Origin of the sequence: Stenotrophomonas sp., assembly GCF_035634915.1 — a bacterium.
In the GTDB taxonomy this organism is placed as follows: Bacteria; Pseudomonadota; Gammaproteobacteria; order Xanthomonadales; family Xanthomonadaceae; genus Stenotrophomonas.
Genome location: NZ_DASQCB010000002.1, coordinates 321815 through 346856, shown reverse-complemented (window position 1 = coordinate 346856; position 25042 = coordinate 321815). Strand labels below are relative to the sequence as shown.

The following is a 25042-nucleotide window of genomic DNA, read 5'->3' as shown; positions in this document are numbered from 1 at the left end:
TTGTGCCGGGGTTGTCACTGTAGAGTCGAGCCATGCTCGACTGACGGTGTGCAGCAGTCGAGCGTAGCTCGACTTTACGCCAGGTTGAAACCGGCGCTGCGGGCCAGGCCGTCGAAATCCGGGAAGGACGTGGCGACGTTGGCGATGTCGTTGATGCGCACTTCACCGCCGCTGATCTGGCCGGCAATGGCGAACGCCATGGCAATGCGGTGATCACCGTGGCTTTCGATGGTGCCGCTGCCCAGGAGAATACCGCCGTGCAACGTGGCGCCGTCTTCGGTTTCATCCACCTGCATGCCCAGCGTGCGCAGGCCGGTGGCCATGGCAGCCAGGCGGTCGGATTCCTTTACCCGCAGTTCGGCAGCGCCGGTCACCACAGTCTGGCCTTCCGCCGCAGCAGCAGCCACGAACAGCGCCGGGAACTCGTCGATCATGTCCGGCACCAGCGCTTCGGGGATGCGTGCACCCTTCAGCGGGGCATGGCGCACCACCAGGTCGGCCACCGGTTCACCGCCCTGCTCTGCCGGATTCTCTTCGGTGATGTCCGCACCCATCAGGCGCAGCGCGTGCAGCAGGCCGGTGCGGCGCGGGTTGAGGCCAACCTGCTTGAGCCGAAGCTCGGAGCCGGGAATGATGCTGGCGGCGACCAGGAAGAACGCCGCCGAGGAAAAATCGGCCGGCACGACAATGTCAGTAGCGCGCAGGCGCTGGCCGCCACGCAGGCGGGCCTTGCCCGGCGAGAACTCGATGTCCACGCCGAAGGCCGAGAGCATGCGTTCGGTGTAATCGCGGGTCGGGTGCGGTTCGACCACGCTGGTTTCGCCCTGTGCGTACAGACCGGCCAGCAGGACGGCCGACTTCACCTGTGCGCTGGCGACCGGCGAGGCGAACTCGATACCGTGCAGCGGCTGGCCGCCATGCACGTGCAACGGCGGGGTGCCATCGCTTTCGGTGTCGATCTTCGCGCCCATCTGCGATAGCGGGCCGGTGACGCGGCGCATCGGCCGGCCGGACAGCGATTCATCGCCCACCAGGGTGCAGTCGAAGGCCTGCCCGGCCAGCAGGCCGGCCAGCAGGCGCATACCGGTGCCGGCGTTGCCGCAGTCCAGCGGCGCGCTGGGCGCCTTGAGGCCGTCGATGCCGACGCCGTGCACCACACGCTGCGAGGCACTGGGGGTTTCAATACGCACGCCGAGCTGGCTGAAGATGCGCGCGGTGGCGCGGGTGTCTTCGCCTTCCAGGAAACCGTCGATATGCGAGGTGCCATCGGCCAGCGCGGCAAACATCACCGAGCGGTGCGAGACCGACTTGTCGCCGGGAATGGTCAGGCTGCCCTGCAGCGGCTGGCCCTTGCGGGCAATCCAGTGTTGCGCGTTGCTCATCGTTCGATCGTTCCGTAAACGCCGGCGCGCCGGCGGTGCATCAAAGGGCGCGGCACGCGGCCGCAACGGCAATCAGGGCACGGCCACCGGGTAGGACCCGAGCACCTTGATCTGCGCCGAATGGGCTTCCAGCTCGGCCAGCGCGGCCTGCATCGGCGCGTCGTCGATGTGGCCGGCCAGATCGATGAAGAAGCCGTATTCCCACTTGCCGTGGTGCGAGGGGCGCGACTCGATGCGGTTCATGCTGATGCCATGGCGCGCGAACGGGCTGAGCACATCGAACAGCGCGCCGGGCTTGTCATGGATGAACACCAGCACCGAGGTACGGTCGTGGCCGGAGGTGGGGAAGATGTTGCGGCCCACCACCAGGAAACGGGTGGTGTTGTCGGCATCGTTCTGGATGGGTTTGGTGACGACCTTCTTCAGGCCGTACACGTGGCCGGCACTCTCACCACCGATGGCAGCGGCGTCGTCGGCATTGCGCGCGCGGCGCGCGCCTTCGGCGTTGCTGGCCACCGGGATCTTCTCGGCCTTGGGCAGGTTGGCGCGCATCCACGCCGAGGTCTGCATGAAGGACTGCGGGTGGCCGTAGACGCGCTCGATGTCCTCCAGGCGGCCACTGCGCGACATCAGGTACTGCTGCACGCGCAGTTCCACTTCACCGCAGATCTTCAGGTTGGAGGTGAGGAACATGTCCAGGGTGATCTGGATGGTGCCCTGCCCCGAGTTTTCCACCGGCACCACGCCGAAATCGGCGCTGCCCGCTTCCACTTCCTGGAACACTTCTTCGATGCTGGCCATCGGCAGGCCCATCGCCGAGCGGCCGAAGTGCTTGAGCACGGCCTGCTGGCTGAAGGTGCCTTCGGGGCCGAGGTAACCGATCTTCAGCGGTTCCTGCTGGGCCAGGCAGGCCGACATGATTTCGCGGTAGACGTGCACCAGCACTTCATCGCTGAGCGGGCCTTCATTACGGTCCACCACCATGCGCAGCACCTGCGCCTCGCGCTCGGGGCGGTAGTAGTCGACGGCGGCGGCGAGCTTGCCCTTGGCCTTGCCGACCTGGTGGGCGAACTGCGCACGCTCGGCGATCAGGCTCTGGATGTCACGGTCGATCTGGTCGATCTTGGAGCGCACATCGGCCAGTGCCAGCGGCGCCTGGGTCGGCACCGGGGTGGTCTTGGACGCGGCCTTGCCCTTGGACGCGGCAACGGCCTTGGCGGGCTCGCCCTTCTTCGGCGACTTCTTGCTGGGTTTGCTTGCCATCGGAATTCCTTGTTGCGGGGCACGCACCCGACGGTGCGCGCCGTTCATTGCTCAGCCGTTGCGCTGCTGGAAATCGGCCATGAAGGCGACCAGCGCTTCGGCGCCAGCCAGCGGCATGGCGTTGTAGAGCGAGGCGCGGATGCCACCGACCACCTTGTGGCCCTTCAGCGCCAGCAGGCCGGCGGCCTTGGCTTCGGCCACGAAGCGGGCGTCGAGATCGGCGTTGGGCAGGAAGAACGGGATGTTCATCCGCGAGCGCGCCGCGTGCGCGACTTCGTTGCGGTAGAAGCCGCCGGAGGCATCGATGGCGCCGTACACCAGCGCGGCCTTGGCGGCATTGCGCTTGGCGAATTCGACCACGCCACCTTCGGCCAGCATCCACTTGAACACCAGGCCGGCGAGGTACCAGTTCCAGGTCGGCGGGGTGTTGAGCATCGAATCGCGGGCGACGTGCGAGCGGTAATCGAAGATGTCCGCGCGGGCCTGGCCGCTGCGCTCGAGCAGGTCGCGGCGGATGATCATCACCGCGATGCCGACCGGGCCCAGATTCTTCTGCGCGCCGGCATAGATGACGCCATAGCGGCGCACATCCAGCGGCTCGCTGGCGATGGACGAGCTGAAATCGGCCACCAGCGGGACGTCACCGGTGTCGGGCACATCACGGAACTCGACGCCGTGGATGGTCTCGTTGGCGGTGATGTGCACGTAGGCGGCATCGTTGGAAAGCTGCCAGCTGCTGCGCTCGGGCAGTTCGCGGTAGCCATTGGCTTCGCTGCTGGCGGCGATGTTGACGCTGACATAGGGATTGGCCTGCTTGACCGCGGTCTTTCCCCAGTGGCCACTGACCACGTAGTCGGCACGCTGGCCGGCCTGTGCGAAGTTGAGCGGGATGAGCGCCTGCTGGGTGGTGGCACCGCCGGGCAGGAACAGCACGGCATAGTCGTCGGGGATATCGAGCAGGCGGCGCAGGTCGGCCTCGGCCTCGGCTGCCACGGACATGAATTCCGGGCCGCGATGGCTCATTTCCACGATCGAGGCGCCGGCACCGTGCCAGTCCAGCATTTCCGCCTGCGCCTGGCGCAGGACCGATTCCGGCAAGGTTGCAGGGCCGGCACTGAAGTTGAACGCGCGCGTCATGTCACACCTGTGGGGCAAGACCCCTAGTATGCCGCAGTGCACCAGCCTTGCGGCCTTGTGCGGCAAGGGAAATTTGGTTTCATTGGAATCCATTTACCCGCGCACAGCACCGCTAGCCGCCAACCTTGGTTGGCGCACGCCGCAAGGCGTCGCGCACGCGGATGGAGCCTGCCAACCAAGGTTGGCAGCTACCAGAGCGGGTTCCGCGCGGCGTGGGGGCCGTGCACGGCGGCAATCTGCCCACCAAGGTTGGCATCCACCAGAGCGAAGGCCGGTAGCGCCGGGCCATGCCCGGCGGACGCAGATCAGCGCGCGCCGAACCAGAGCAGCAGGCTGAGGATGCCGGCCAGCAGCAGCGCGCTTGCCAGCAGCCACGGCCAGCGCCGCACCCGGCGCGGGGTCATCGGCGCATCTGCGACCTGCTCAGCGTCCTGGCCGGCCTCGTCCTCGGCCGGCAGCGGGCGCCGACGCGGGTCGTGAGGCACTTCCAGCACGAAGCGGTGCTGGCCATCGAAGACCACCTGGTCGCCCGGCTGCAGCCAGCAGTGGCGCACGACCACGCCGTTGACCCGGGTACCCTCGGCACTGCCCAGGTCGCGCAGCAGGACGCGGTCTCCGTGCACTTCCACCCGCGCGTGCTGCTCGGCAAAGGCCGGATCATCGATCTCGATATCGGCGTCGCCACCGTGCCCGATCAGGCGCGGGCGCGACAGGGTATAGCTGCGGCCGTGGTGCAGGCCGCCGACACCACGCAGCAGGCGCTGCTCGTCCACCGTGCCATCACCGGCCGACAACGGCGCCGGTGCCTGCAGCAGGCTCTCGACCTCACCCTGCAGGACCATCTCCACGCCATCGACATACACCGCATCGCCTGCGCGCAGCAGGGCCATGCGCCGCACCGGGCGACCGTTCACGTGGATGCTGCGGATGCCGTTGCCGACCTGCAGCCACAGGCCGCGGTCATCCATGCAGAACTGGGCCAGCAGCAGCGCGCCGTTGCCGGGATCGCCCAGCCGCACGCTGCCGTTTGCCTGGCGCACGATGCGCTGCACCCCGGGCCGCAGGGGCTGGTCGGGCTGTTGTTGTTGACTGAAGTGAACAAGCAGGTTCTGCACGCGGCGCAGACTAGCAGGTTGCTCGCCAACGCAGAAGAACCGGCGACAGGCGCTTGGCGTGGCGCCCGCCGATGCGCACAATGACCGCCCTCTTCAACAGCCCCGCCCAGCGCCAGGAGCCTGCATGTCCACCATCGATGTCCGCCACGCCCACGCCCTGCCCGATGCACAGGCCCGCGAGGCGATCGAGCAGGTTGCCGCCAAGCTGGGCGAACGCTTCGGCCTGAAATCCAGCTGGGCCGCAGACGTGCTGAACTTCAGCGGCAGCGGCGTGGACGGTGCCATCGAACTGCAGCCGGGTGCGGTGCGGGTGACCGCCAAGCTGGGCTTCCTGCTGTCGGCCATGAAAGGCATGGTGGAAAGCGAGATCCAGCGCGTGCTGAAGGAAAAGCTGGGCTGAACCCGGGTTGCGGCCATCACGGCCCAGCAACGTTCATGCGCGCTACCCTCGGGGCAGGCCCAACTCCCCCGGGAAGCGCGATGAACCAGTACGAAAATGACGACCGCCGCGACGACGACGCTTCGTTCGGCGAACAGGCAGAGCGCTTTTCGCGCAAGTTCAGTGATTCGGCGCAGCAGGTGTGGCTGGCCGGCCTGGGTGCCTTGGGCCGCGCACAGGCCGAAGGCAGCCGCTTCTTCGACGGCCTGGTGAAGGAAGGCGAGGCCTGGGAGGCGCGCCGTCGCGAGCGCAGCGGCGACCAGGGCCCGGGCTGGCGCGACAACGTCGAGACCTCGCTGGACGAGGCCCGCGAAAAGGCCTCCGGCACCTGGAACAAGGTGGAAAAGGCCTTCGATGACCAGGTGCAGGGCGTGCTCAAGCGCCTGCACGTACCCACCGCCGACGAGCTGGCCGCGCTGGAGGCACGCCTGGACGCGCTGCACGCGCGGCTGGCCAAGCTGGAGAACCGCGCCGCCTCGGGCACCGATGCACCGCCACCCGGCAGCCATCAGGCCCCCTGAGCCCGATTGTTGCAATGCAATAAAATTTGCCCGACAATCGCGAGAAACCCGCCAATCGCTTCGGCTGCCGTTTGTTCCCTCCCCTCACGGCTTCAGGATTGGCGGGTTTTTTCGTGCCCGCGCCATACCGATCTGCGCGCTGCATCACGATTGATGTGGGGAAGGTCCTGACGCAATCAGACTGCGTGGCCTTTACACTGTTGGCCTCCGTTTTCGCCCCTTCCGTTCTCTTCCTGCATGCTCCCTTGGATTCTGGCCCTGCTGTCGGCCCTGCTTACCTGCACCCTGGCAATCGTCTATCTGTGGTGGATCAAGCGGCGGCGAACGGAAATGCAACTGGGGCTACAGGCCCTGGCGGGCATGCATTGGCGTGAATTTTCGACGCTGATCAAACGGATGCTGCGCGAGCAGCGCGGCCTGCGCGAAGTGGCCGACCCCACCGAAGAGGTCCGCGAACCGAGCAGCGATTTCCTGCTCAGTGATGGCCCCAATACCTGGCTGGTCTCCTGCAAGCATGGGCTGGCTTACCGCATCGGTACCGCCGCTGTGAACGAACTCGGCGCCACCGCGCGGCTGGGCGGGGCCAAGGGCGGCCTGCTGATCACCGAGGGCCGGGTCGAGCGCGATGGCCTTGCCGCAGCCGAAAAGCAGGCGGTGGAAGTGCTGGATGGCCCGCGCCTGTGGCCGTTGCTGCAGCCCTACCTGCCCGCCGAGATTGAAACGCGCGTGCGGGCGACCGCGCGCCATGAAGCGCTGCGCCGCATCGCCATTTCCGCGCTGGGTGCAATCACCCTGGGTTTGCTGGTTGGGCTGGGACTGCAGGGCCTGCACATCGAATCGGGCGAAGTGGCCACCGACAGTACCCCGCCGGTGGCGACCGCTGCCCCCGCTCCCGCAGAAACGGCTCCGGCCGCCGAGCCGGCGCAGCAACCGCCGGCCGAGACCGCGCCCGTGGCGCCCCCGGTGGCTGCAGACGTGCCGGCGACGCCGGCGGACACCGACCGCAACGACCTCAACCCGGATATGGCCACGCTGGACCGCTACCAGGCCGAACTGGCGCGCGCACTGGCCCGCCAGCCCGGCATCGCCAGCGGCGTGTGGCAGACCCGGCAGACGCTGGCCATCAACCGCACCGGCGAACTGGATGAGGTGTGGCCGCGGGTCTGCCAGGAAGTGCTGCGCTACCCGGCCCTGCGCAATGTCCGCGTGCAGCTCAACGCCCGCCCGGGCGTGGACGAGCCGGTGCGTTGGCGGCAGTGCGCTACGTATTGATGGAGAAGCATCCACGCATGGCGTGGATCTACTGGGCATCATTGCGAGGTTGAGGGATCCACGCCATGCGTGGATGCGTGACCCACCGGTGCGCCTTACCGCGCCCCCGGCGCGAAGCGCGCCACCAGATCCCAGGCATCACCCAGGAACATCTGCCGCACGCGGGTGATGGGCTGCTCGCCGCGCCAGGTCAGGCGCTCGATCACCAGGCAGGCCGTCCCCTGCTTCACCTCCAGCAGCCCGGCCGTGGCAGCATCCGCGCCCCAGGCGCTGATGCGGTGCTGGGCGCGGGTCCAGGAAACATTCTGCAGCAGCCAGCTGCCCGGCGCGGTCGTGCTGAAGTCGACCGCCAGCACCTCGGGCACGCCCACCGGGCTGATCAACCGGTGTTCCAGCGCCAGCGGCCGGCCATCGGCCAGGTGCAGGCAGCGCATCGCCAGCAGGGGCTCGCTGCCGGCCAGTTCGATCTCCCCGGCATTGCCGGGGTCGGCCAGGCGCAGGTCGCGCTGCAGCAGCCGGTAGGCGTACTGGTGGCCGCGCGAGCCCACTTCCATGGCGATATCGGGAATTTCCAGCGCCACCTGTTCCAGGTGCGGGGGTTGCCGGGCCACGAAGGAACCGGCGCGGCGGCGACGCTCGATCATGCCGCTCTCGACCAGCGCGGTCAGCACCTTGTTCACCGTCATCCGCGAGCAGCCGTACTGCTCCATCAGCTCATGTTCGTACGGGATGCGGAAACCCGGCGCCCATTCTCCGCTGAGAATGCGGCTTTCCAGATCGCTGCGGATACGCTGGTTGAGCGTGGCGGACTTGCTGGCCTTCACGGGTGTGGGGATCTCGATGGGGTCTCGAAAAGCAGGGAGACGGTCAGCCCAGCACGCCACGCAGGGCAGCGGCGAAGGCGGTGGTGATGGCCTCGCGCTGCAGGTGGCGACCCTCGGCCACGACCTGGCGGCCATGGCGCCAGACCGAACGCAGCGCGCCATTACGTGCAGCGAACACCCAGCTGTCAAGCCACGCGTCGCCCTGCCGGGCCTGCAGCGCAGGATGCGCGGGGTCCAGTTCCAGCAGATCGGCGCTGGCACCCGGCTTCAGGCCGGCCGGTACACCCAACGCCTGCGCGCCGCCGCGCAGGGCACCGTCGAACAGGAACCGGCCACTGCTGCGGCCCGCATCCGGGGCCAGCACATTGCGCCCGCGCAGGGCCAGGCGCTGGCCGTATTCCAGCAGGCGCAGCTCTTCGGCGGCGTCGATCAGCACATTGGAATCCGAACCAATACCAAAATGTCCCCCTTCGCGCGCAAACGCCTGCATCGGGAACAGGCCGTCACCCAGATTCGCTTCGGTGATCGGGCACAGACCCGCCACCGCACGGCTGCCGACGATGGCCGCACGTTCGTCATCGGTGATGTGGGTGGCGTGTACCAGGCACCAGCGCGCGTCCACCGGTGCGTGGTCATACAGCCACTGCACCGGCCGCTGGCCGCTCCAGGCCAGGCACGCCTCGACCTCGCGCACCTGTTCGGCGATATGGATGTGCACCGGCCCGGTGTTCAGCGGCAGCAGGGCGTTGAGTTCCCTGCCGGTGACGGCGCGCAGGCTGTGCGGCGCAATCCCCAGGACAGCATCGGGCAGCGTGGCCAGAGCGGTCTTCGCTCCTTCCAGCAGCCGCGCGAACCCGTCCACGTCGTGGATCAGCCGGCACTGCGCGGGATTGGGCGGCGCGCCACCAAAATCGGCGTGTGCATAGAACACCGGCAGCAGGGTCAGGCCGATACCGGTCTGCTCGGCCGCCGCCGCGATGCGCGCACTCGTTTCGGCCGGGTCGGCGTAGGGCTGGCCATCGGCCTGGTGGTGCAGGTAGTGGAACTCGCCGACGCGGGTGAAGCCGCTTTCCAGCATTTCCATGTAGGCCTGGGCGGCGATGGCCTGCACGGCGTCCGGACACAGATGGGCCAGGAAGCGATACATCAGCTCGCGCCAGCTCCAGAAACTGTCACCGTCGCCGCCACCGATCTCGGTCAGGCCGGCCATGCCGCGCTGGAAGGCGTGGCTGTGCAGGTTGGGCAGGCCCGGCAGCAGCAGGCCAACGCGGGTGTCACCGTCCTGTGCACCCTGCCCAGTTTCAATGCAGGCGATGCGCCCGCCCTGCACCTGCAGGCGCACGTCGCGCGCCCAACCCTCGGCCAGCAGGGCGTGGGCGGCATGGAAACAGTGCGGGGAACGCGAATCGGACATGGCTGGACAACCCGAAATGGACGCCTATATTGTATAGACATATAAGCACAGCCGCGTTGTGGATGCCATGCACGTCGATACCCTCTGGTCCAACGTCCACCTGATGACCCTCGATGGCGAGGGCCTGGGTGTCATCACCGATGGTGTGCTGGCCTGTGCCGGGGGCCGCATCGTCCATGTCGGCCCCGCTGGCAGCGATGCGCACCTGCAGCCGACCACCCGCATCGATGGCGAAGGCCGCTGGATCTCGCCGGGCCTGGTCGACTGCCACACCCACCTGGTCTACGCCGGCAACCGCGCCAATGAATTCGAGCAGCGCCTGCAGGGTGTCAGCTACGCCGACATCGCCCGGGCCGGCGGCGGCATCGTCTCAACCGTGCGCGCCACCCGCACCGCCTCGGCCGAACAGCTGGCCAACGAAAGCCGCCCGCGCCTGCTGGCGATGCGCGCCGAAGGCATCACCACGATCGAGATCAAATCCGGCTACGGCCTGACCCTGGACGACGAGCGAAAGCAGCTGCAGGTGGCCCGCGCACTCGGCGAGGAATGCCGGGTGAACGTGGTGCCGACCTTCCTCGGCGCGCACGCGGTGCCGCCGGGGCGCGAGGCGCAGGAGTACACCGACGAGGTGTGCAACGTGATGATCCCGGCCATCGCTGCCGAAGGCCTGGCCGAGGCCGTGGACGTGTTCTGCGAGAACATCGCCTTTTCCCCAGCGCAGGCGCGGCAGGTTTTCGAAGCGGCGCGTGCGAACGGGCTGGCGGTGAAGATCCACGCCGAACAGATGAGCAACCAGCATGGTGCCGAACTGGCGGCCGGCTTCGGGGCGCTGTCGGCCGACCATATCGAACACCTCGACGAAGCTGGCATCGCCGCCATGGCCGCCGCCGGCACCGTGGCCGTGCTGCTGCCGGGCGCGTTCTATTTCACCCGTGATACCACCCTGCCGCCGATCGCCGCGCTGCGTGCGGCCGGCGTGCCGATGGCGCTGGCCACCGACAGCAACCCGGGCACCTCGCCGCTGACCAGCCCGTTGCTGGCGATGAACATGGGCGCCACCCTGTTCCGCCTGACCGTGGACGAATGCATTGCCGGCTTCACCCGTGAAGCGGCGCGCGCGCTGGGCCGCGGCGAACGCATCGGCCGCCTGGCCGTGGGCATGGACTGCGACCTGGCGATCTGGGACATCGACGCGCCGGCCGACCTGGTCTATCGCATGGGATTCAACCCGCTGCACGCGCGCGTGGTGCGCGGGCAGCCCGACCTGCCTGCTTCCTGGAGCAACACATGAGCAACACCCTGGTTCTTCGCCCCGGCCATGTCACCCTCGCCCAGTGGCGGCAGGTCTACCGCGGTGCGCCGCTTGCACTGGACCCGGCCGCGTTGCCGGTTGTGCGCGCCAGCGCCGCCGCGGTGGCCGCCATCGTCGCCAAGGGCGCGCCGGTGTATGGCATCAACACCGGCTTCGGCAAGCTGGCCAGCGTGCGCATCGAGCGCGAAGACCTGGCCACCCTGCAGCGGAACATCGTGCTCTCGCATGCCGCCGGCGTGGGCGAGCCGATGCCGGCCAGCGTGGTGCGGCTGATGATGGCGCTGAAGCTGGTCAGCCTGGCGCAGGGCGCTTCGGGCGTGCGCGAGGAAACCCTGCTGCTGCTGGAAGCGATGCTGGTGAAGGGCGTGCTGCCGGTGGTGCCCGCACAGGGCTCGGTCGGTGCGTCGGGTGATCTGGCCCCGCTTTCGCACCTGGCCAGCGTGATGCTGGGCGTGGGCGAGGCCTTCCTCGGCGAGGAACGTCTGCCGGCGATGGACGCCCTGGCACGCGCTGGCCTGCAGGCGGTGGAGTTGGACGCGAAGGAAGGCCTGGCCCTGCTCAACGGCACCCAGTTCTCCACGGCGTATGCGCTGGCGGGCCTGTTCGAGATCGAAACCGTGTTCCAGGCCGCGCTGGTGACCGGCGCGCTGTCGGTGGAAGCGGCCAAGGGCTCGGACACCCCGTTCGACCCACGCATCCATGCCATCCGTGGCCAGCGCGGGCAGATCGCCACCGCCGCCACGCTGCGTTCGCTGATGCAGGGCTCGGACATCCGCGAATCGCACCGCGACAACGATGTGCGCGTGCAGGATCCGTACTGCCTGCGCTGCCAGCCGCAGGTGATGGGCGCGGCGCTGGACATCCTGCGCCAGGCCGCGACCACGCTGGAAATCGAAGCCAACGGTGTCTCCGACAATCCGCTGGTGTTTACCGATACCGGCGAAGCACTGTCGGGCGGCAACTTCCACGCCGAGCCGGTGGCCTTCGCCGCCGACATGCTGGCGATGGCCGTATGCGAGATCGGTTCGATCAGCGAGCGCCGCCTGGCGATGCTGGTGGACCCGGCGCTGTCCGGCCTGCCCGCCTTCCTGACCCCGCGCCCGGGCCTGAATTCCGGCTTCATGATTCCGCAGGTGACCGCTGCGGCGCTGGTTTCGGAAAACAAGCAGCGTGCCTACCCGGCCAGCGTCGATTCGATCCCGACCTCGGCCAACCAGGAAGACCACGTGTCGATGGCCGCGCACGGTGCGCGCCGCCTGATGCAGATGGCCGAGAACGCGGCCAACGTGATCGGCATCGAGCTGCTGGCTGCGGCGCAGGGCTGCGATTTCCACGCCCCGCTGCGCTCCAGCGCCGCTCTGGAAACCGTGCGCGCTACCCTGCGCGCGCAGGTGCCGACGCTGGAAGAGGATCGCTACTTCCACCCGGACATGGTGATCGCCACGAACCTGGTGCGCAGCGGCATGCTGGCACAGGGCCTGGGTGAACTGCTGCCGACCGTGGAGCCGCAGGCATGAGTGCCGCCCGCCCCGAATGGCTGACGGTGCACGAGGGCGACGCCCCGTTGATCGTCAGCTTCCCGCACACCGGCAGCGAGCTGCCGCACGAGCTGATGGGCGACTACCACTCGCCGTGGCTTGCCCGCCGCGATGCCGACTGGTGGGTGCACGAGCTGTACGACTTCGTGCGCGGCATGGGCGCGACCACCGTGCGCTCGGCCATTTCGCGTTCGGTGATCGACCTCAACCGCGACCCCAGCGGCGTGTCGCTGTATCCGGACCAGAACACCACCGGCCTGTGCCCGTTGACCACCTTCGACAACCAGCCGCTGTACCACGCTGGGCGCGAACCGGATGAAGCGGAGATCGCCCGCCGCCGCGAAACGTATTTCGCGCCGTACCACGATGCGCTGGCTGCGCAGATCGCACGCCTGCGCGCGCGCCACGGCACGGTGGTGGTGTATGACGCGCATTCGATCCGATCGCATATTCCGCACCTGTTCGACGGCGAGCTGCCGCAGTTCAACCTGGGCACGGCCGGCCCATCGGGTGCACCGGATACCTCCTGCGACAACGCGCTGAGCGATGTGATGGAGAACCTGCTGAAAATCAGCGGCATGAGCCAGGTGCGCAACGGCCGCTTCAAGGGCGGCTGGATCACCCGCCACTACAGCGACATTGCCGGCGGCGTGCACACGCTGCAGATGGAACTGGCCTGCCGTGGCTACATGCACGAACCGCTGCCCGACCAGGTGGACGAACACAGCTGGCCCACCCCGCTCGACCCCGAACACGCCGCACCGCTGCGCCACACCCTGGCGCAGGTGCTCAATGCCTGCCTTGAATTCGCTACGAACCGGAGCGCCGCATGACCCGCAACGACCCCAGCCGCACCATCATCGCGCCCACCGGCACCACGCTGAACGCCAAGAGCTGGCTGACCGAAGCGCCGCTGCGCATGCTGATGAACAACCTGCACCCGGACGTGGCCGAGCGCCCGCAGGAACTGGTGGTGTACGGCGGCATCGGCCGCGCCGCACGCGACTGGGAAAGCTTCGATGCCATCGTCGAAACGCTCAAGCGGCTGGACGATGACCAGACCCTGCTGGTGCAGTCGGGCAAGCCGGTGGGCGTGTTCCGCACCCATGCCGATGCACCGCGCGTGCTGATCGCCAATTCCAACCTGGTGCCGCGCTGGGCCAACTGGGACCACTTCAACGAGTTGGATAGGAAGGGCCTGGCCATGTACGGCCAGATGACCGCAGGCAGCTGGATCTACATCGGCGCGCAGGGCATCGTGCAGGGTACCTACGAAACCTTCGTGGAAATGGGCCGCCAGCATTTCAGTGGCGACCTCACCGGCAAGTGGCTGTTCACCGGTGGTCTGGGCGGCATGGGCGGCGCGCAGCCGCTGGCCGCGGTGATGGCCGGTGCATCGTGCCTGGCTGTCGAGTGCCGCAAGAGCAGCATCGACATGCGCCTGCGCACCGGTTACCTGGACACCTGGACCGACAACCTGGATGAAGCACTGCGGCTGATCGATGAAGCCTGCAAGGCGGGCACGCCGAAGTCGGTAGGCCTGCTGGGCAACGTGGCTGACGTGCTGGCCGAACTGCTGGAACGCGGCATCAAGCCGGATCTGCTCACCGACCAGACCTCGGCGCACGACCCGGTGAACGGCTACCTGCCGCAGGGCTGGACGGTGGAGGAATGGGACCAGAAGCGCGTTTCCGCACCGAAGGTCGTGGAAAAGGCTGCGCGCGAATCGATGGCCAACCACATCCGCGCCATGCTCGGCTTCCACGCGCTGGGCGTGCCGACCGTGGATTACGGCAACAACCTGCGGCAGATGGCGCTGGAAGAAGGCGTGGAAGATGCCTTCGATTTCCCCGGTTTCGTGCCGGCCTACATCCGCCCGCTGTTCTGCCGTGGCATCGGCCCGTTCCGCTGGGCCGCGCTGAGTGGCGATCCGGAAGACATCGCCAGGACCGATGCCAAGGTGAAGGAGCTGATTCCGGACAACCCGCACCTGCACCGCTGGCTGGACATGGCCGCCGAGAAGATCAAGTTCCAGGGCCTGCCGGCGCGCATCTGCTGGGTGGGGCTGGGCGACCGTGATCGACTGGGTCTGGCCTTCAACGAAATGGTGGCCAACGGTGAACTGAAAGCACCGGTGGTGATCGGCCGCGACCACCTGGACAGCGGCAGCGTGGCTTCGCCGAACCGCGAAACCGAAGCGATGGCCGATGGTTCCGATGCGGTGTCCGACTGGCCGCTGCTGAACGCCCTGCTCAACACCGCCAGCGGCGCGACCTGGGTGTCGCTGCACCACGGCGGTGGCGTGGGCATGGGCTTCTCGCAGCACGCCGGCATGGTGATCGTGTGCGATGGTACCGAGGCGGCGGCGAAGCGGATTGGCCGCGTGCTGTGGAACGACCCGGCGACAGGCGTGATGCGCCATGCCGATGCGGGGTATGAGATCGCGGTGGAATGCGCGAAGGAGAAGGGGCTGGATCTGCCGGGGATTCTGGGCTGATCGAGCGTCGCCGGGCACTGCCCGGCGCTACCGCGGATTCTTGTAGAGCCGAGCCGATGCTCGGCTCCGTGAGAAAAGCAGTCGAGCATGGCTCGACTCTACAGGGCATGCCCCATACGCCTCCGATGGGTGACGTGGGGCACGGGACCTGTTAACTTGCGCGCCACTTTTGTGGTTTACAGCCTGTCCGCATGTCGCTCTCGTCTTACCGCCCCACCCCGTCCCTGCTGTTCCTGGCCGTCTCGCTCGGCCTTGCCGCCACCGCCCACGCCGCCCCGCAGGCCACCACGCTGGACGCGGTGCAGGTCACTGCCGCCGATGCCAGCGCCCAGGCGCGCGAGGCGCTGAAGCGCGTGCCCGGCGCCGGCAATGTCATTGACGTGGCCAAGGCCGACAGCCGTTTGTCCAGCAGCGCCGACGTGCTGGCCTACCAGCCCGGCATCAGCGCGCAGTCGCCGGGCAACGAGGGCACCAAGGTGTCGATCCGCGGCTCGGGCATCAACCGTGGGCCGGGCGCCCATGCGTCGGGCATCGCTGTTTCCCTTGATGGCCTGCCGCTGACCGGCGCGGGCGGCACGCCCTACGAACTGCTGGAACCGCTGTGGCTGTCGCGGGTGGAGGTGTTGCGCGGCGCCAACGGTTTCGAGCGCGGCGCGCTGGCGCTGGGCGGTGCCATCGACTATGTCAGCCGCAGTGGCCGTGATTCGGCCGGCGTGCAGCTGCACTACGAAGCCGGCAGCCGCGGCTACCAGAAGCGCGGGATCAGCTGGGGTGGCGTCAGTGGTGATGTTGATTACTTCCTGGCCTACACCGACAGCGAATTCGACGGCTACCAGCGCCACGCGCGCGGCGACGGCAAGGGCGCGATGGCCAACATCGGCTGGCAGATCAACCCGGACCTGCAGACGCGCTTCTTCGTCCGCTACCGCGAGACCAATCACGAAACGCCCGGACGCCTGACCCGCGATCAGATCCGCAACGACCCACGTGCGGCCAACCCGGCCAACCTGGCCATCGATGCGCGCCGCCCGCAGCCGGGCAGCACCTGGATCGGCAACATGACCACGCTGCAGATCGACGAGGATTCCTCGCTGCAGGCCGGGCTGGTCTACCACAAGTACCCGATGGACCTGGGCGAGAGCCTGTACCGCCAGCAGCTGGACTACGCCGACCTCAACGCGACGCTGGACTACCGCCGTCGCCACCCGCTGTTCGGCCTGGACAGCGAAACCACGGTCGGCCTGCGCGTGACCCACGATCTGGATGCCAATGTGCGCGAATCGCTGCGCTTTGCCAGCAACGGTTATGCCGCAGGCACCCGCACGCGCGACTTCCAGCATCTGGGTACGCAGAGCACGCTGCACATCGGCAACAACCTTGCGCTGAACGATCGCCTGCGCGTGCAGACGGGCCTGGCCCTGATCAACACCCGCAGCGATGTGCAGGTCACCTGGCCCAGCAGCGGTGGTCGCCTGCGCGACCACGACTGGGATTACGCGCCGCGCCTGGGCTTCACCTGGCAGCACAGTGCGCAGACGCAGTGGTTCGGCAACCTCAGCCGCTCGGTGGAAGCACCGCATCCGTGGTCGATGATCTGGGGTTCGAACCAGTTCTTCGGCGCCGGCAACGGCCCGTCGACCGGCCGCCAGAGCACGCCGGTGCCGATGCAGGACCAGACCGCCACCACGCTGGAACTGGGCGCACGTGGAGAGGCCGCGCTGGGCCGCTGGGAACTGACCGGCTACTACGCGCACGTGAACCACGAACTGCTGAGCGTTGAACTGCAGCCGGTGCCGAACCTGTTCGTGGCCGAAAACAACGCCAGCCCCACGGTACATCGTGGCATCGAGGCCTGGCTGGACAGCACGCTGTGGCAGGGGGTGCCGGGGCGCCTGTCGCTGCGCCAGGCCTATACCTTCAGTGATTTCCGCTACCGCCACGACGCGCGCTTCGGCAGCAACCGCCTGCCCGGCCTGCCGCAGCACAGCTACCAGGCCGAACTGCGCTTCGACCATGCCTCGGGCCTGTACGCCGCGCTGAACACCGAGTACGCCTCGCGCATCGCGGTGGACTATGCCAACACCTTCTGGGCCGACAGCCACGTGATCTTCGGCAGCCGCATCGGTTACGACGCGCCGGGCGGCCGCTGGCAGGCGTGGGCGGAGATGCGCAACATCGGCGACCGCCACTACGCGGCCACCGTCACGCCGGGCTACAACGATGCGGGCAAGGATGTCGCCCGCTCGACGCCGGGCGAAGGCCGCGGCGTGTATGCAGGGGTGCGCTGGCGCTTTGAGTGAGCGGCGATCAACAGCCCCCATGCAGGCGCACGCAGGGCCTTACAACCCCTGCACCACCTGCATGAGGCTGACCGCACCGGGTGCCAGTTGCTGCGCGAACCCACCCAGCAACGCGAAGAACACCAGCAGGCCCAGCAACGGCCAGAGCGTGTGTGACAGGCACAGCCGCCACCAGCCCTGTGCACCCATGCCCTGCATGCGCCGGTACAGGCCGCCAACAATCGCGGCGTCCACCAGCAGTTCGGCCATCAACACTGGCGCCGACCACACCACCCAGGCGCTGGCCAGCAGCACGCCTGCCACAAGCGCAAGGATGCCGGCCACGGCCAGCAGCGGTAGACCGGCGTCGCCATCGGCGGCGTCCAGCAGTGAGCCACCGTCGCTGTCCATCGCCGACGCTGCAGACGCCTCGCCCCAGGACGCCGACGCCCCGCCGCCACCGGAATGGCCACCTTTGCCGCCCCATGCAGGCCCCCCGCGCGGAACACCGCCGCCGCCACCGTTGCTGGCAGCCGCGTCCGCCGCATCGGCCACGCTGTCCCAGCGCCAGCGGATCCAGATCCACATCAGCAGCAGGAACACGGCATAGGCCAGCAGCACCGCCAGCGGGTAACGCAGCAGCATGCTGTCCAGCCCGGCCAGGCGCAGCGCATGTGATGCGAGGAAGCCGGCGCCCCCGGTCAGCAGCACGATCAGCACCATCTGCAGGCGCGGCCAGCCGTGGTGCTGCAGATGGCGGCGCGCACGCGCGACCTCGCTGCTGCGGGTCATCGGCAGCTTCAGCGGCGTGCGGTTGAAATGCCTGGTCTGCTTCATGCCGGCACTTGGCCGGACAGATACGGGTGCTGCATGCGGACATCCTTGCCGGGCACGCGCGGGTGCGTCCGGTCGATTCTAGCCTGCTGGCGGCGCGACCGCCTTCAGCAGCTGCGCAGCCACCTGGTCAAACGGGGCGATGTCCTGCAGCGCGCGGCTCATGGCCACGGCGCCTTCCACGCTGGCAATGACCAGGCTGGCCAGCCCGGCGGCCTGTTCCGGCGCGTGGCCGTCGGCCACGAAGGCCTGGGCCAGATGGCCCTGCCAGCGTGCGAACACGTCGGCCGCCGCCGCCCGTGGCTGGCTCGCCACGGCGTCCACCGGTTCTTCCACTGCCGCGGCCAGCACCGGGCAGCCGGCACGGTACTGCGTGCGCAGCAGCCGCCCGCGCCACATCGCCAGGAACTGCTGCAGGCCCTGCACCGCCCCGCCCTGCAGCAGCTCCACCAGCAGGGCCTCGACCTTGTCGCCGGCCATGTGGGTGGCGCGGGCCAGCAGCTCCTGCTTGCCGCCGGGGAAGTGGTGGTAGGTCGAGCCCAGTGGCGCTTCGGCCAGCTTGGTCACCTCGCGGATGCTGGTGGCGTTGAGGCCGACGCGCGCCAGCATCTGCGCAGCAGCATCGATCACACGCTGTGGGGCATCGGACGATCGCGGACTCATGCCGCTCTCCTTGCTAGGACAGTCGTCATAGATTAGCGTATCGACCGTCCTATAACAGTCGTCATAGTCATGAATCTCTGGTTCCGCCTGTTGCACCTGCTGCTGTGCAGCCTGTTCCGGCCAACGCTGGACGCCCCCTTCGGGGTATCGCGCCTGCCGTTCCGGGTGCTGCCCAACGATCTGGACAGCAACCTGCACATGACCAATGGCCGCTACTGGAACATCTTCGACCTGGGCCGGCTGGACCTGATCCTGCGCATGGGCCTGGGCAAGGTGGCACTGCGCGAGAAGTGGGCACCCATCGTCGGCGCCGGCACCATCCAGTTCCGCCGCGAACTGAAACCCTTCCAGACGTTCACGCTGGAAACGCGGCTGGCCGGCTGGGTCGGTACACGGGTCATCATGGAACAACGCGTACTGGTCGGGCCTGAACAGAAAGTGGCCACGCGCGCCATGCTGGTCACCGGCATCTACGACCGCCGCGCGCGCAGTTTCGTTGGCATGGATCGCATGATGGCGGCCATCGGCTGCAGCACGCCGCCCTCGCCACCGCTGAGTGCCGCCGCCGAAGCGCTGCTGGCGGCCGATGCGGCACTGAAGCGCGACGACGACTGATCTTCAGCGCGCAGCAACTGCACCCGGCAACGGACCTGCCTGCGTCACCTGCGTGCGCGTGCCCACGTGCAGCACATACTCGAAGCTCTGCTGCATGTGCCCGTATGCCTCGTCGCCCGGCGCGCCGTAGTTCGCCCCCACCCTGATCGTGTGCCGCCCGCGCGACAGTGGCTTGATCATCAGCCAGTAGCCATCGGCGGCGGCCAGACGCGAGGTATCGTCGTCGGGGTCCATGCGGAAGCAGCCCGGGCTCTTTACCCGGTGCACGCGCATGTCGCCCAGCAGCTGACCATCCAGCACGACCACCGCGCTGAGCAGATGCTCATTGTTGACTGCCGCACCAGCCTGCATCTGCGCACAGGGCAGATCCGGGTCAAGCTGGTAATAGGCCATGTTGATGATCGGCAGCAGCAGGTACTTGCCTTCGGGTACATCGCATTCGCGGTTCGGCGCGAAGCGCCCGTTGGTGCCGGCCAGATACCAGAACGGTCCCTCCTGACCCAGCTCGCACAGCCGGCCATCGGGGTCGAGGTACGGTGGCACCCGCTGCGCATCGGCCCAACGCCACCAGCGCGCGGTCCACTCGCTCAATGAAGCGCCCGCTACAGCCTCGCCGGTGACCGGTGAGGCAACCGGGGTCGCACTGCCCGCCACACCGGCAAACAGCAGTGCCGCCATCGCTGCGCCCCAACGACGCGCGCGTCCAGCCTTTTCCTTGTGCATTCCCTGCCCTCGCATCCCTGGCGGCCAGCGCGTGCGGCCGCTTCGGGCGCACTGTAGCGCATCGGTTTCGGGGAAGGGGGACTAGAGCGCCTTCTTCAGTACACCCTGCAAGCGGCGCTTGTGGGTTTCCACCGCCTTCCAGTTCCAGTCGCACACCGGCGGAACATCCAGCGCGCCGCGCTCGCGGGCCAGCGCAGCGCGCTCGGTGAGGGCCTGGACCTTCGCGCTGCAGTTCGCATCGATGGCCATCGGCAACAGGATCGAAATCAGTCCCCAGCCGGACACCATGACGCGCGCCGATTCACTACGCCCGGTGTCGAAGGGACGCACACGCACGGCACCGCCCATGTCCGCGTACTGCACACCCACCAGCAGCAGGCCGCCGGACTCCCACTGCAGTGCCCTGGCGTGCTCGCAAAGCGCCTCGGCGGACACGTAGCGGCGTGGCGGCACGCCGGCACGTGGATAGAGTTCAGTGACCAGCACCGGGTTGCGCTTGAAGACAGCGCGCGCCACGGTCTCGACCACCTTGTTGGAAACGGCCGCCATGTCGTCCCGGATGCAGTCAGTGCGTGGCCGCCGGCGCGTCCTGCAACGCCTTCGCAATCGCCTGTTCGGCCAGCGGCGACATCAGCGCATAGCCTTTCGCGGTGGGATGCACGCCATCGGCAGCCAGGGCGGGGTCCAGTCCACCGGCTGCATTGGCCATGGCCGCGTAGTAATCCAGGTACACCAGCCCCTGCGCATCGGCGTACTGCTTGAGTGCGGCGTTCAGCGCGCGCACCTTGGGCGCAGGTTCGATACCGGGCATCCAGCGATACTCGCTGACCGGCAGCACCGAGGCCAGTACCACGCGGATGCCGTTGGCGCGGGCCAGCTCGACCATGCTGTGCAGGTTGTCTTCGATCATCGCCTGCGTGCTGGGACCGGTATTGCCGGCAATATCATTCGTGCCGGCGAGGATGAGCACCACGTCCGGCTGCAGCGCAATGACATCCTGGCGGAAACGCAGCAGCATCTGCGCCGTGGTCTGCCCGCTGATGCCGCGGTTGAGGTAGCCCTTGCCGGGGAAGAACGTGGACGGGTCCTTCTCGCCCCACAGCTGGGTAATGGAATCGCCGTAGAACAGCACGCGCGGCACACCGGCCTGCTTGGCTGGTACGCGCGCGTTGGCCTCGCGGTAACGGGCCAGGTTGGGCCAGTCGGACAGGCGCTGCTGCATGCCGCGCACCTCGTCCGGGGTGAGCTGGTCCACCGGCTTCAGCAGCAGCGGGTTGACCGCCACAGGCGGCTGCGCCTGCGCGCAGGCCATGGCCATCAGCAGGGCCACGGCAGTGGCGCAGTAACGCGAACGTCGAAGGTGGGTCATGAGTTTTCCAGCAGGAACTGGCTGATCTCGCGCCGCAGATCAAGATCGTCGGTCTGCCGCGCGGCTTCGTCGGCGCGCAGCGCGAATTCATAGCCGCGCTCGTTCTCACCCTGGTCGATGTGACGCCGCGCCAGTTCCAGGCAGATCGATGCCTCACCTTCGATGACGCCCAGCCGGCGTGCCTGGGTCAACGCGCGCTGGTAATAGCCGATCGCTACGCCGCTGTCGCTGGTGAAGTCACCCAGGGTTTCCCAGAGGAAAGGATGGTCGCGGCCTTCCACCGCCATCGCATCGCAGTACTGCCGCAGTTCGTCGTGCAGCCGCCACTGGCTGCGGGTATCGCCGTGGGTGCTGGCATTGGCCATTTCGACCGCCACGCCCAGTACGTGCTCGTACACGTCCTGTGGAATTTCCATGGGGACCTCCTGCCGCTTGTCTGTCGCATGGTCAGGCTAGCACGGGCCGGGGGGCATTCATCCACGCATGGCGTGGATCTACTGGGCCGGGTGGCGCCCGGCCGGGTGTTGATTCATCCACGCATGGCGTGGATCTACGGGTGGAAGGCCGTTTGCTGACGCCGATTCACCGGGGCCCGTGCGAGGGCGGTACGTCCTGTGCGCCCCACTGCTCGTTCTTCGTGCTGCCCAGTTCGAAGTCCAGGGTGCCGCCGCGCTGCACGAAGCTGGCCGGCAACCAGCTGGCATTGCTGGCCTTGCCATTCACCTGCAGCGACTGCACGTACGGCGCATCCATCGCTGCGCCGCGCGCGCGCACCACGATCTCCGCGCCCGGGCGGGTGATCACCGCCTCGGTGAACAGCGGGCTGCCGATCACCAGGTCCGCGCGGCCCGGATACACTGGGTACAGGCCCAGCGCCGACCACACGTACCACGAGGACATCTGGCCGAGGTCATCATTGCCAGGCATGCCTTCAGGCGTGTTGGTCCAGATCTGCCGCATCGCCTGACGCACGGTTTCCTGGGTCTTCCACGGCTGGCCGAGGAAGTTGTACAGCCAGGGCGCAGCGATGGACGGCTCGTTGTCCAGCTCGGCGTGCAGCGGACCGGACTTGGTCACTGCCCACGCACCATCCGGCTTGCGGAAGAACGCATCGAGCCGCGCGATGCTGGCTTCGCGGCCCCCCAGCGCCTCGAACAGGCCCGCCGGATCGAACGGCACCATCCACAGGTACTGCGCGCCACTGCCTTCGACGAAACCATCATCAGCGGCCGGATCAAAGGCCGGCCAGCTGCCATCGGCATTGCGCGGCTGGATGTAGCCCTGCTGCGCGGTGGCCTTGGGGTTGTAAAGATTGCGCCACCAGCCGGAGCGCTCACGGAGCTGCTTTGCACCCTGCGCATCGCCGGCGGCGAGGGCCAGCTCGGACAGGCCGAAATCGGCGCTGACCATTTCCAGCGTGTCGGCCGCACTGCCCCAGCCCGGCGCGCCTTCCGGCATGTACTTCAGGGCAAGCCACTGGTCCAGGCCCGGGCGCTGGCCCACGCACAGCACCGGGCAACCGCGCTTGTCCAGGTCGCGCGCGGTGGGCACGGTCGCCGCCTTCTTCAGCGAGGCGTAGGCGCGCTGCAGGTCGAAGCTGCGGCCGCCAAAGGCATGGATCGCCGCCACCGACGGCGGCGACGGATCGCCGTTCATCACACCGGTGGCGCCGGTGATGTGGGTCCAGCGATCCCAGACGCCGCCATTCTGGTCGGCCTGGTTGAGCAGCGACTGCGCCACGTCCGAGCCCACCTGCGGCTGCAGCAGGGTCAGCAGCTGCAGCTGCGAGCGGTACACATCCCAGCCCGAGTAGTTGGCGTACTGCGCCTGCTGCCGCTTGGACAGCGCATGCACCTTGCCATCCATGCCGCGGTAACGGCCATCGCCATCACTGTGCAGGTTGGGCGCCAGCATGGCGTGGTACAGCGCGGTGTAGAACACGGTGCGTTCATCGGGCGTGCCGCCCTGCACCCGCACCTGCCCAAGCAGTTCGTTCCACTTCGCGCGGGTAGCCGCCTGCGTGGTCGCCACAGTCGTGCCCTGCGGACTCTCACGGCGCAGATTGGCCCGCGCGCCGGCTTCATCGACGTAGGAAACACCGATGCGCGCGGTCACCTGCGGCGTGCGCTTGGCATCGAAACTGATCCAGCCGCCCGCGCCCTTGCCTGCCGGCGGGTGACCCTTGCTGCCATAGGTGGTGCCACCGCCGCCCTCGCGTGCGCCGGCCTGCACGGTGTCATCGCGCCAGGTGCCGCCCACCTCGAACGGCTGGTCGAACTCGGCGACGAAATGCAGGGTGTAGTAGCTCTCGCGGCGGTCCTCGGCGAGGTAGCCGCAGAAATTGCCGCTGGTGACCGAACCGCGCACGGTGCGCGTGGCCGGGTCGATGATGATGGTCGAGTTGCTGCTGCCCACCTCGCTGTCGGAGGTGCGGAACAGCAGGTTGGCCGGCTTGTCGGCCGGGAACTGGAACTGGCCTACCGCGGTGCGCGCCGTGGCTGCCAGGCTCACGGCCACGCCGTTGTCGAGGGTGAGCGTGTAGGCGCCGGGGCTGGCGCTTTCCTTCGCGTGGTCCAGCAGGCTGGTATAGCGCACGCCGGCATTGGCCGAAGACGGCGACAGCTCGACGGGCAGGGTTACCGGCATCAACGGAATATCGCCGCTGGCGCCTGTACAGCCGGTGCCATTGACGTGGGTCAGGCTGAAACCGCGCACGCCATTGCTGCGCCACTCATAGCCACCGGGCGCGGCAATCGGGAAGCGCTTGCCCGGCAGCGCGGTCATTTCCGGGCTGAAGGCCACCATGCCGAAGGGCACCGTCGGCCCCGGGTAGACGTTGCCGGCGTTGGTGGTGCCGATGAAAGGATTGACCTCGGCGGCCAGGTCCTGCGCGGGTGCCCTGGCGGCGAGCAACGGCAGCGGGGACAGCGTCAACACAGCGGACACGACGACCAGCAACGAACGGGACATCGACAACTCCAGTGGAAGGTGGCACCCACGCGCCTTGAACCATTGAGAGTAGTGCGCACCCGCATGCCCGGCGACGGGCCGGAGGTCATGGTTGGTGGTACCCGGTCACGATCACGGCCATTGGCCGCGCGCCGATCAGAACAGCGTGCCGAGCCTGAACAGCGGCAGATAGGCTGCGAACATGGCAATCGGGGTCGCCATCATCAGCACCGCGCTACCGACCAGTGCCGACAGCCGCGCATGCCCTGCGAGCCAGGCGGCAACCACCAGCAGCGGGCCGAGCCAGACCAGGCCGTAGCTGCTGGCAAACAGCTGGGTGATCAGCGGCAACGGCTGCCCCGCTTGGGCAAACCGCTCAACGAAGCTGGGTATCGCAAATCGGCCGAGTGCCGTACAGCCCGCCGCGGCGGTGCCACTGAACAACAGGCCGACCAGCAGCCATCCCCATCCGGTACGTCCTGGTGCAGCGATTCTCATGGCGACGTCCGTGCGCGGTCAGTACGTGCCCTGCACGAACGGCTGCCCCGCCTGGGTGGTGCCGATGATCATCGCCAGCGATTGACCGTTCCTGTGGAAACCGGCCGAGCAGATGGCATCGCGGCCCTGGCCACATTCGATCTCGGGGAAGCCTGGCAACGCAGCCTGCCCGGATTCCGGCGGTGAGACCTGCCAGCCCGCCGCATCAAGCAGACGCTTGGCCTTGGCATAGGGCATGCCGGCGCTGATGCCCAGCGCGGCCAGTTCGCCGGTCTTTTCCTGCGCCGATGCAATGGCCGGTGCAATGGCCAGTGACAGGAGCACAGCAGGAATGATGGTTTTCATTGAACGCATCCGTGGCAAACACCAGAGCTGCAGCGTACCGCAGCTTTGCGGCA

At 67.9% G+C, this 25042-nt stretch carries 24 protein-coding genes; 9 read left to right on the top strand and 15 right to left on the bottom strand.

All coding sequences use genetic code 11. The features are described 5' to 3' along the window. Positions 1-74: 74 nt before the first annotated feature. The 4 genes from aroA to VER16_RS02795 all read right to left on the bottom strand — a co-directional run bounded on the left by aroA (position 75) and on the right by VER16_RS02795 (position 4897). Positions 75-1382: a 3-phosphoshikimate 1-carboxyvinyltransferase gene (aroA, locus tag VER16_RS02810; protein WP_324805353.1), complete on the bottom strand. Its 1308-nt coding sequence runs from the start codon at positions 1380-1382 to the stop codon at positions 75-77. Positions 1383-1454: 72 nt separating this feature from the next. Then, positions 1455-2645 carry a prephenate dehydratase gene (gene pheA, locus VER16_RS02805; RefSeq protein WP_414716007.1) on the bottom strand — a complete coding sequence of 397 codons (1191 nt, stop codon included), beginning with the start codon at positions 2643-2645 and terminating at the stop codon, positions 1455-1457. Positions 2646-2696: 51 nt separating this feature from the next. Beyond that, a complete protein-coding gene (gene serC, locus VER16_RS02800; protein ID WP_324805351.1) occupies positions 2697-3782 on the bottom strand; it encodes a 3-phosphoserine/phosphohydroxythreonine transaminase in 1086 nt (361 codons plus the stop codon). A gap of 305 nt (positions 3783-4087) precedes the next feature. After that, positions 4088-4897, bottom strand: coding sequence for an FHA domain-containing protein (locus VER16_RS02795; RefSeq protein ID WP_324805350.1), 810 nt, complete (start codon positions 4895-4897; stop codon positions 4088-4090). A 124-nt stretch (positions 4898-5021) separates the two neighbouring features. Between VER16_RS02795 and VER16_RS02790 the strand changes: the two genes are divergently transcribed. The 3 genes from VER16_RS02790 (at position 5022) to VER16_RS02780 (ending at position 7129) form a co-directional block, all read left to right on the top strand. Beyond that, a complete protein-coding gene (locus tag VER16_RS02790) occupies positions 5022-5297 on the top strand; it encodes a polyhydroxyalkanoic acid system family protein (RefSeq protein ID WP_079222346.1) in 276 nt (91 codons plus the stop codon). Positions 5298-5377: 80 nt separating this feature from the next. After that, the gene (locus tag VER16_RS02785) at positions 5378-5857 is read left to right on the top strand and encodes a phasin family protein (protein WP_324805349.1); all 480 of its coding nucleotides are present in this window, start codon (positions 5378-5380) and stop codon (positions 5855-5857) included. A 237-nt stretch (positions 5858-6094) separates the two neighbouring features. Further along, positions 6095-7129 (top strand): restriction endonuclease, encoded by a 1035-nt coding sequence (locus VER16_RS02780; protein WP_324805348.1) that lies wholly within the window; start codon positions 6095-6097, stop codon positions 7127-7129. Between the two features lie 95 nt (positions 7130-7224). Here the strand turns inward: VER16_RS02780 and hutC are convergent, their stop codons facing one another. Further along, on the bottom strand, positions 7225-7953 hold the full coding sequence (gene hutC, locus VER16_RS02775; RefSeq protein WP_324805347.1) for a histidine utilization repressor: 729 nt from the start codon (positions 7951-7953) through the stop codon (positions 7225-7227). A gap of 43 nt (positions 7954-7996) precedes the next feature. Further along, entirely contained in the window at positions 7997-9367 is a 1371-nt protein-coding gene (locus VER16_RS02770) for a formimidoylglutamate deiminase (RefSeq protein ID WP_324805346.1), read from the bottom strand. 67 nt (positions 9368-9434) lie between these two features. Between VER16_RS02770 and hutI the strand changes: the two genes are divergently transcribed. From hutI to VER16_RS02745, 5 genes are all read left to right on the top strand, one after another. Continuing rightward, entirely contained in the window at positions 9435-10658 is a 1224-nt protein-coding gene (hutI, locus tag VER16_RS02765; protein ID WP_324805345.1) for an imidazolonepropionase, read from the top strand. Further along, a complete protein-coding gene (hutH, locus tag VER16_RS02760; protein ID WP_324805344.1) occupies positions 10655-12196 on the top strand; it encodes a histidine ammonia-lyase in 1542 nt (513 codons plus the stop codon). The genes hutI and hutH overlap by 4 nt, the downstream gene beginning before the upstream one ends. Further along, on the top strand, positions 12193-13050 hold the full coding sequence (gene hutG / locus VER16_RS02755) for an N-formylglutamate deformylase (RefSeq protein ID WP_324805343.1): 858 nt from the start codon (positions 12193-12195) through the stop codon (positions 13048-13050). Before hutH ends, hutG begins: the two co-directional genes overlap by 4 nt. Further along, a complete protein-coding gene (hutU, locus tag VER16_RS02750; protein ID WP_324805342.1) occupies positions 13047-14714 on the top strand; it encodes a urocanate hydratase in 1668 nt (555 codons plus the stop codon). Before hutG ends, hutU begins: the two co-directional genes overlap by 4 nt. Positions 14715-14905: 191 nt before the next feature. Continuing rightward, entirely contained in the window at positions 14906-17014 is a 2109-nt protein-coding gene (locus VER16_RS02745; protein WP_324805341.1) for a TonB-dependent receptor family protein, read from the top strand. A 39-nt stretch (positions 17015-17053) separates the two neighbouring features. On the opposite strand, the gene VER16_RS02740 is transcribed toward VER16_RS02745, so the two are convergent. Further along, on the bottom strand, positions 17054-17830 hold the full coding sequence (locus VER16_RS02740) for a hypothetical protein (protein ID WP_324805340.1): 777 nt from the start codon (positions 17828-17830) through the stop codon (positions 17054-17056). Between the two features lie 78 nt (positions 17831-17908). Then, on the bottom strand, positions 17909-18490 hold the full coding sequence (locus VER16_RS02735) for a TetR/AcrR family transcriptional regulator (protein ID WP_324805339.1): 582 nt from the start codon (positions 18488-18490) through the stop codon (positions 17909-17911). 69 nt (positions 18491-18559) lie between these two features. Between VER16_RS02735 and VER16_RS02730 the strand changes: the two genes are divergently transcribed. Beyond that, positions 18560-19105, top strand: a complete 546-nt coding sequence (locus tag VER16_RS02730) for a thioesterase family protein (protein WP_324805338.1) — start codon at positions 18560-18562, stop codon at positions 19103-19105. A 3-nt stretch (positions 19106-19108) separates the two neighbouring features. Here the strand turns inward: VER16_RS02730 and VER16_RS02725 are convergent, their stop codons facing one another. The 7 genes from VER16_RS02725 to VER16_RS02695 form a co-directional block, all read right to left on the bottom strand. Further along, positions 19109-19828: a hypothetical protein gene (locus VER16_RS02725; RefSeq protein ID WP_324805337.1), complete on the bottom strand. Its 720-nt coding sequence runs from the start codon at positions 19826-19828 to the stop codon at positions 19109-19111. Positions 19829-19909: 81 nt separating this feature from the next. Further along, positions 19910-20377, bottom strand: a complete 468-nt coding sequence (locus VER16_RS02720; protein WP_324805336.1) for a hypothetical protein — start codon at positions 20375-20377, stop codon at positions 19910-19912. Positions 20378-20393: 16 nt separating this feature from the next. Continuing rightward, a complete protein-coding gene (locus tag VER16_RS02715; RefSeq protein WP_414716006.1) occupies positions 20394-21197 on the bottom strand; it encodes an SGNH/GDSL hydrolase family protein in 804 nt (267 codons plus the stop codon). Further along, entirely contained in the window at positions 21194-21613 is a 420-nt protein-coding gene (locus VER16_RS02710; protein ID WP_324805335.1) for a hypothetical protein, read from the bottom strand. Before VER16_RS02710 ends, VER16_RS02715 begins: the two co-directional genes overlap by 4 nt. A 166-nt stretch (positions 21614-21779) precedes the next feature. Continuing rightward, positions 21780-24167, bottom strand: coding sequence for a GH92 family glycosyl hydrolase (locus VER16_RS02705; protein WP_324805334.1), 2388 nt, complete (start codon positions 24165-24167; stop codon positions 21780-21782). Between the two features lie 135 nt (positions 24168-24302). Beyond that, positions 24303-24590 carry a hypothetical protein gene (locus VER16_RS02700; protein WP_324805333.1) on the bottom strand — a complete coding sequence of 96 codons (288 nt, stop codon included), beginning with the start codon at positions 24588-24590 and terminating at the stop codon, positions 24303-24305. A gap of 72 nt (positions 24591-24662) precedes the next feature. Then, positions 24663-24989: a hypothetical protein gene (locus VER16_RS02695; RefSeq protein ID WP_324805332.1), complete on the bottom strand. Its 327-nt coding sequence runs from the start codon at positions 24987-24989 to the stop codon at positions 24663-24665. Between the last annotated feature and the right edge of the window lie 53 nt (positions 24990-25042).

Excerpts from the sequence above, each read along its gene's own strand:
- aroA (WP_324805353.1), bottom strand. The coding sequence starts at position 1,382 with ATGAGCAACGCGCAACACTGGATTGCCCGCAAGGGCCAGCCGCTGCAG.
- pheA (WP_414716007.1), bottom strand. The coding sequence starts at position 2,645 with ATGGCAAGCAAACCCAGCAAGAAGTCGCCGAAGAAGGGCGAGCCCGCC.
- serC (WP_324805351.1), bottom strand. The coding sequence starts at position 3,782 with ATGACGCGCGCGTTCAACTTCAGTGCCGGCCCTGCAACCTTGCCGGAA.
- VER16_RS02790 (WP_079222346.1), top strand. The coding sequence starts at position 5,022 with ATGTCCACCATCGATGTCCGCCACGCCCACGCCCTGCCCGATGCACAG.
- VER16_RS02785 (WP_324805349.1), top strand. The coding sequence starts at position 5,378 with ATGAACCAGTACGAAAATGACGACCGCCGCGACGACGACGCTTCGTTC.
- VER16_RS02780 (WP_324805348.1), top strand. The coding sequence starts at position 6,095 with ATGCTCCCTTGGATTCTGGCCCTGCTGTCGGCCCTGCTTACCTGCACC.
- VER16_RS02770 (WP_324805346.1), bottom strand. The coding sequence starts at position 9,367 with ATGTCCGATTCGCGTTCCCCGCACTGTTTCCATGCCGCCCACGCCCTG.
- hutI (WP_324805345.1), top strand. The coding sequence starts at position 9,435 with ATGCACGTCGATACCCTCTGGTCCAACGTCCACCTGATGACCCTCGAT.
- hutH (WP_324805344.1), top strand. The coding sequence starts at position 10,655 with ATGAGCAACACCCTGGTTCTTCGCCCCGGCCATGTCACCCTCGCCCAG.
- hutG (WP_324805343.1), top strand. The coding sequence starts at position 12,193 with ATGAGTGCCGCCCGCCCCGAATGGCTGACGGTGCACGAGGGCGACGCC.
- hutU (WP_324805342.1), top strand. The coding sequence starts at position 13,047 with ATGACCCGCAACGACCCCAGCCGCACCATCATCGCGCCCACCGGCACC.
- VER16_RS02745 (WP_324805341.1), top strand. The coding sequence starts at position 14,906 with ATGTCGCTCTCGTCTTACCGCCCCACCCCGTCCCTGCTGTTCCTGGCC.
- VER16_RS02740 (WP_324805340.1), bottom strand. The coding sequence starts at position 17,830 with ATGAAGCAGACCAGGCATTTCAACCGCACGCCGCTGAAGCTGCCGATG.
- VER16_RS02735 (WP_324805339.1), bottom strand. The coding sequence starts at position 18,490 with ATGAGTCCGCGATCGTCCGATGCCCCACAGCGTGTGATCGATGCTGCT.
- VER16_RS02730 (WP_324805338.1), top strand. The coding sequence starts at position 18,560 with ATGAATCTCTGGTTCCGCCTGTTGCACCTGCTGCTGTGCAGCCTGTTC.
- VER16_RS02725 (WP_324805337.1), bottom strand. The coding sequence starts at position 19,828 with ATGCACAAGGAAAAGGCTGGACGCGCGCGTCGTTGGGGCGCAGCGATG.
- VER16_RS02720 (WP_324805336.1), bottom strand. The coding sequence starts at position 20,377 with ATGGCGGCCGTTTCCAACAAGGTGGTCGAGACCGTGGCGCGCGCTGTC.
- VER16_RS02715 (WP_414716006.1), bottom strand. The coding sequence starts at position 21,197 with ATGACCCACCTTCGACGTTCGCGTTACTGCGCCACTGCCGTGGCCCTG.
- VER16_RS02710 (WP_324805335.1), bottom strand. The coding sequence starts at position 21,613 with ATGGAAATTCCACAGGACGTGTACGAGCACGTACTGGGCGTGGCGGTC.
- VER16_RS02705 (WP_324805334.1), bottom strand. The coding sequence starts at position 24,167 with ATGTCCCGTTCGTTGCTGGTCGTCGTGTCCGCTGTGTTGACGCTGTCC.
- VER16_RS02695 (WP_324805332.1), bottom strand. The coding sequence starts at position 24,989 with ATGAAAACCATCATTCCTGCTGTGCTCCTGTCACTGGCCATTGCACCG.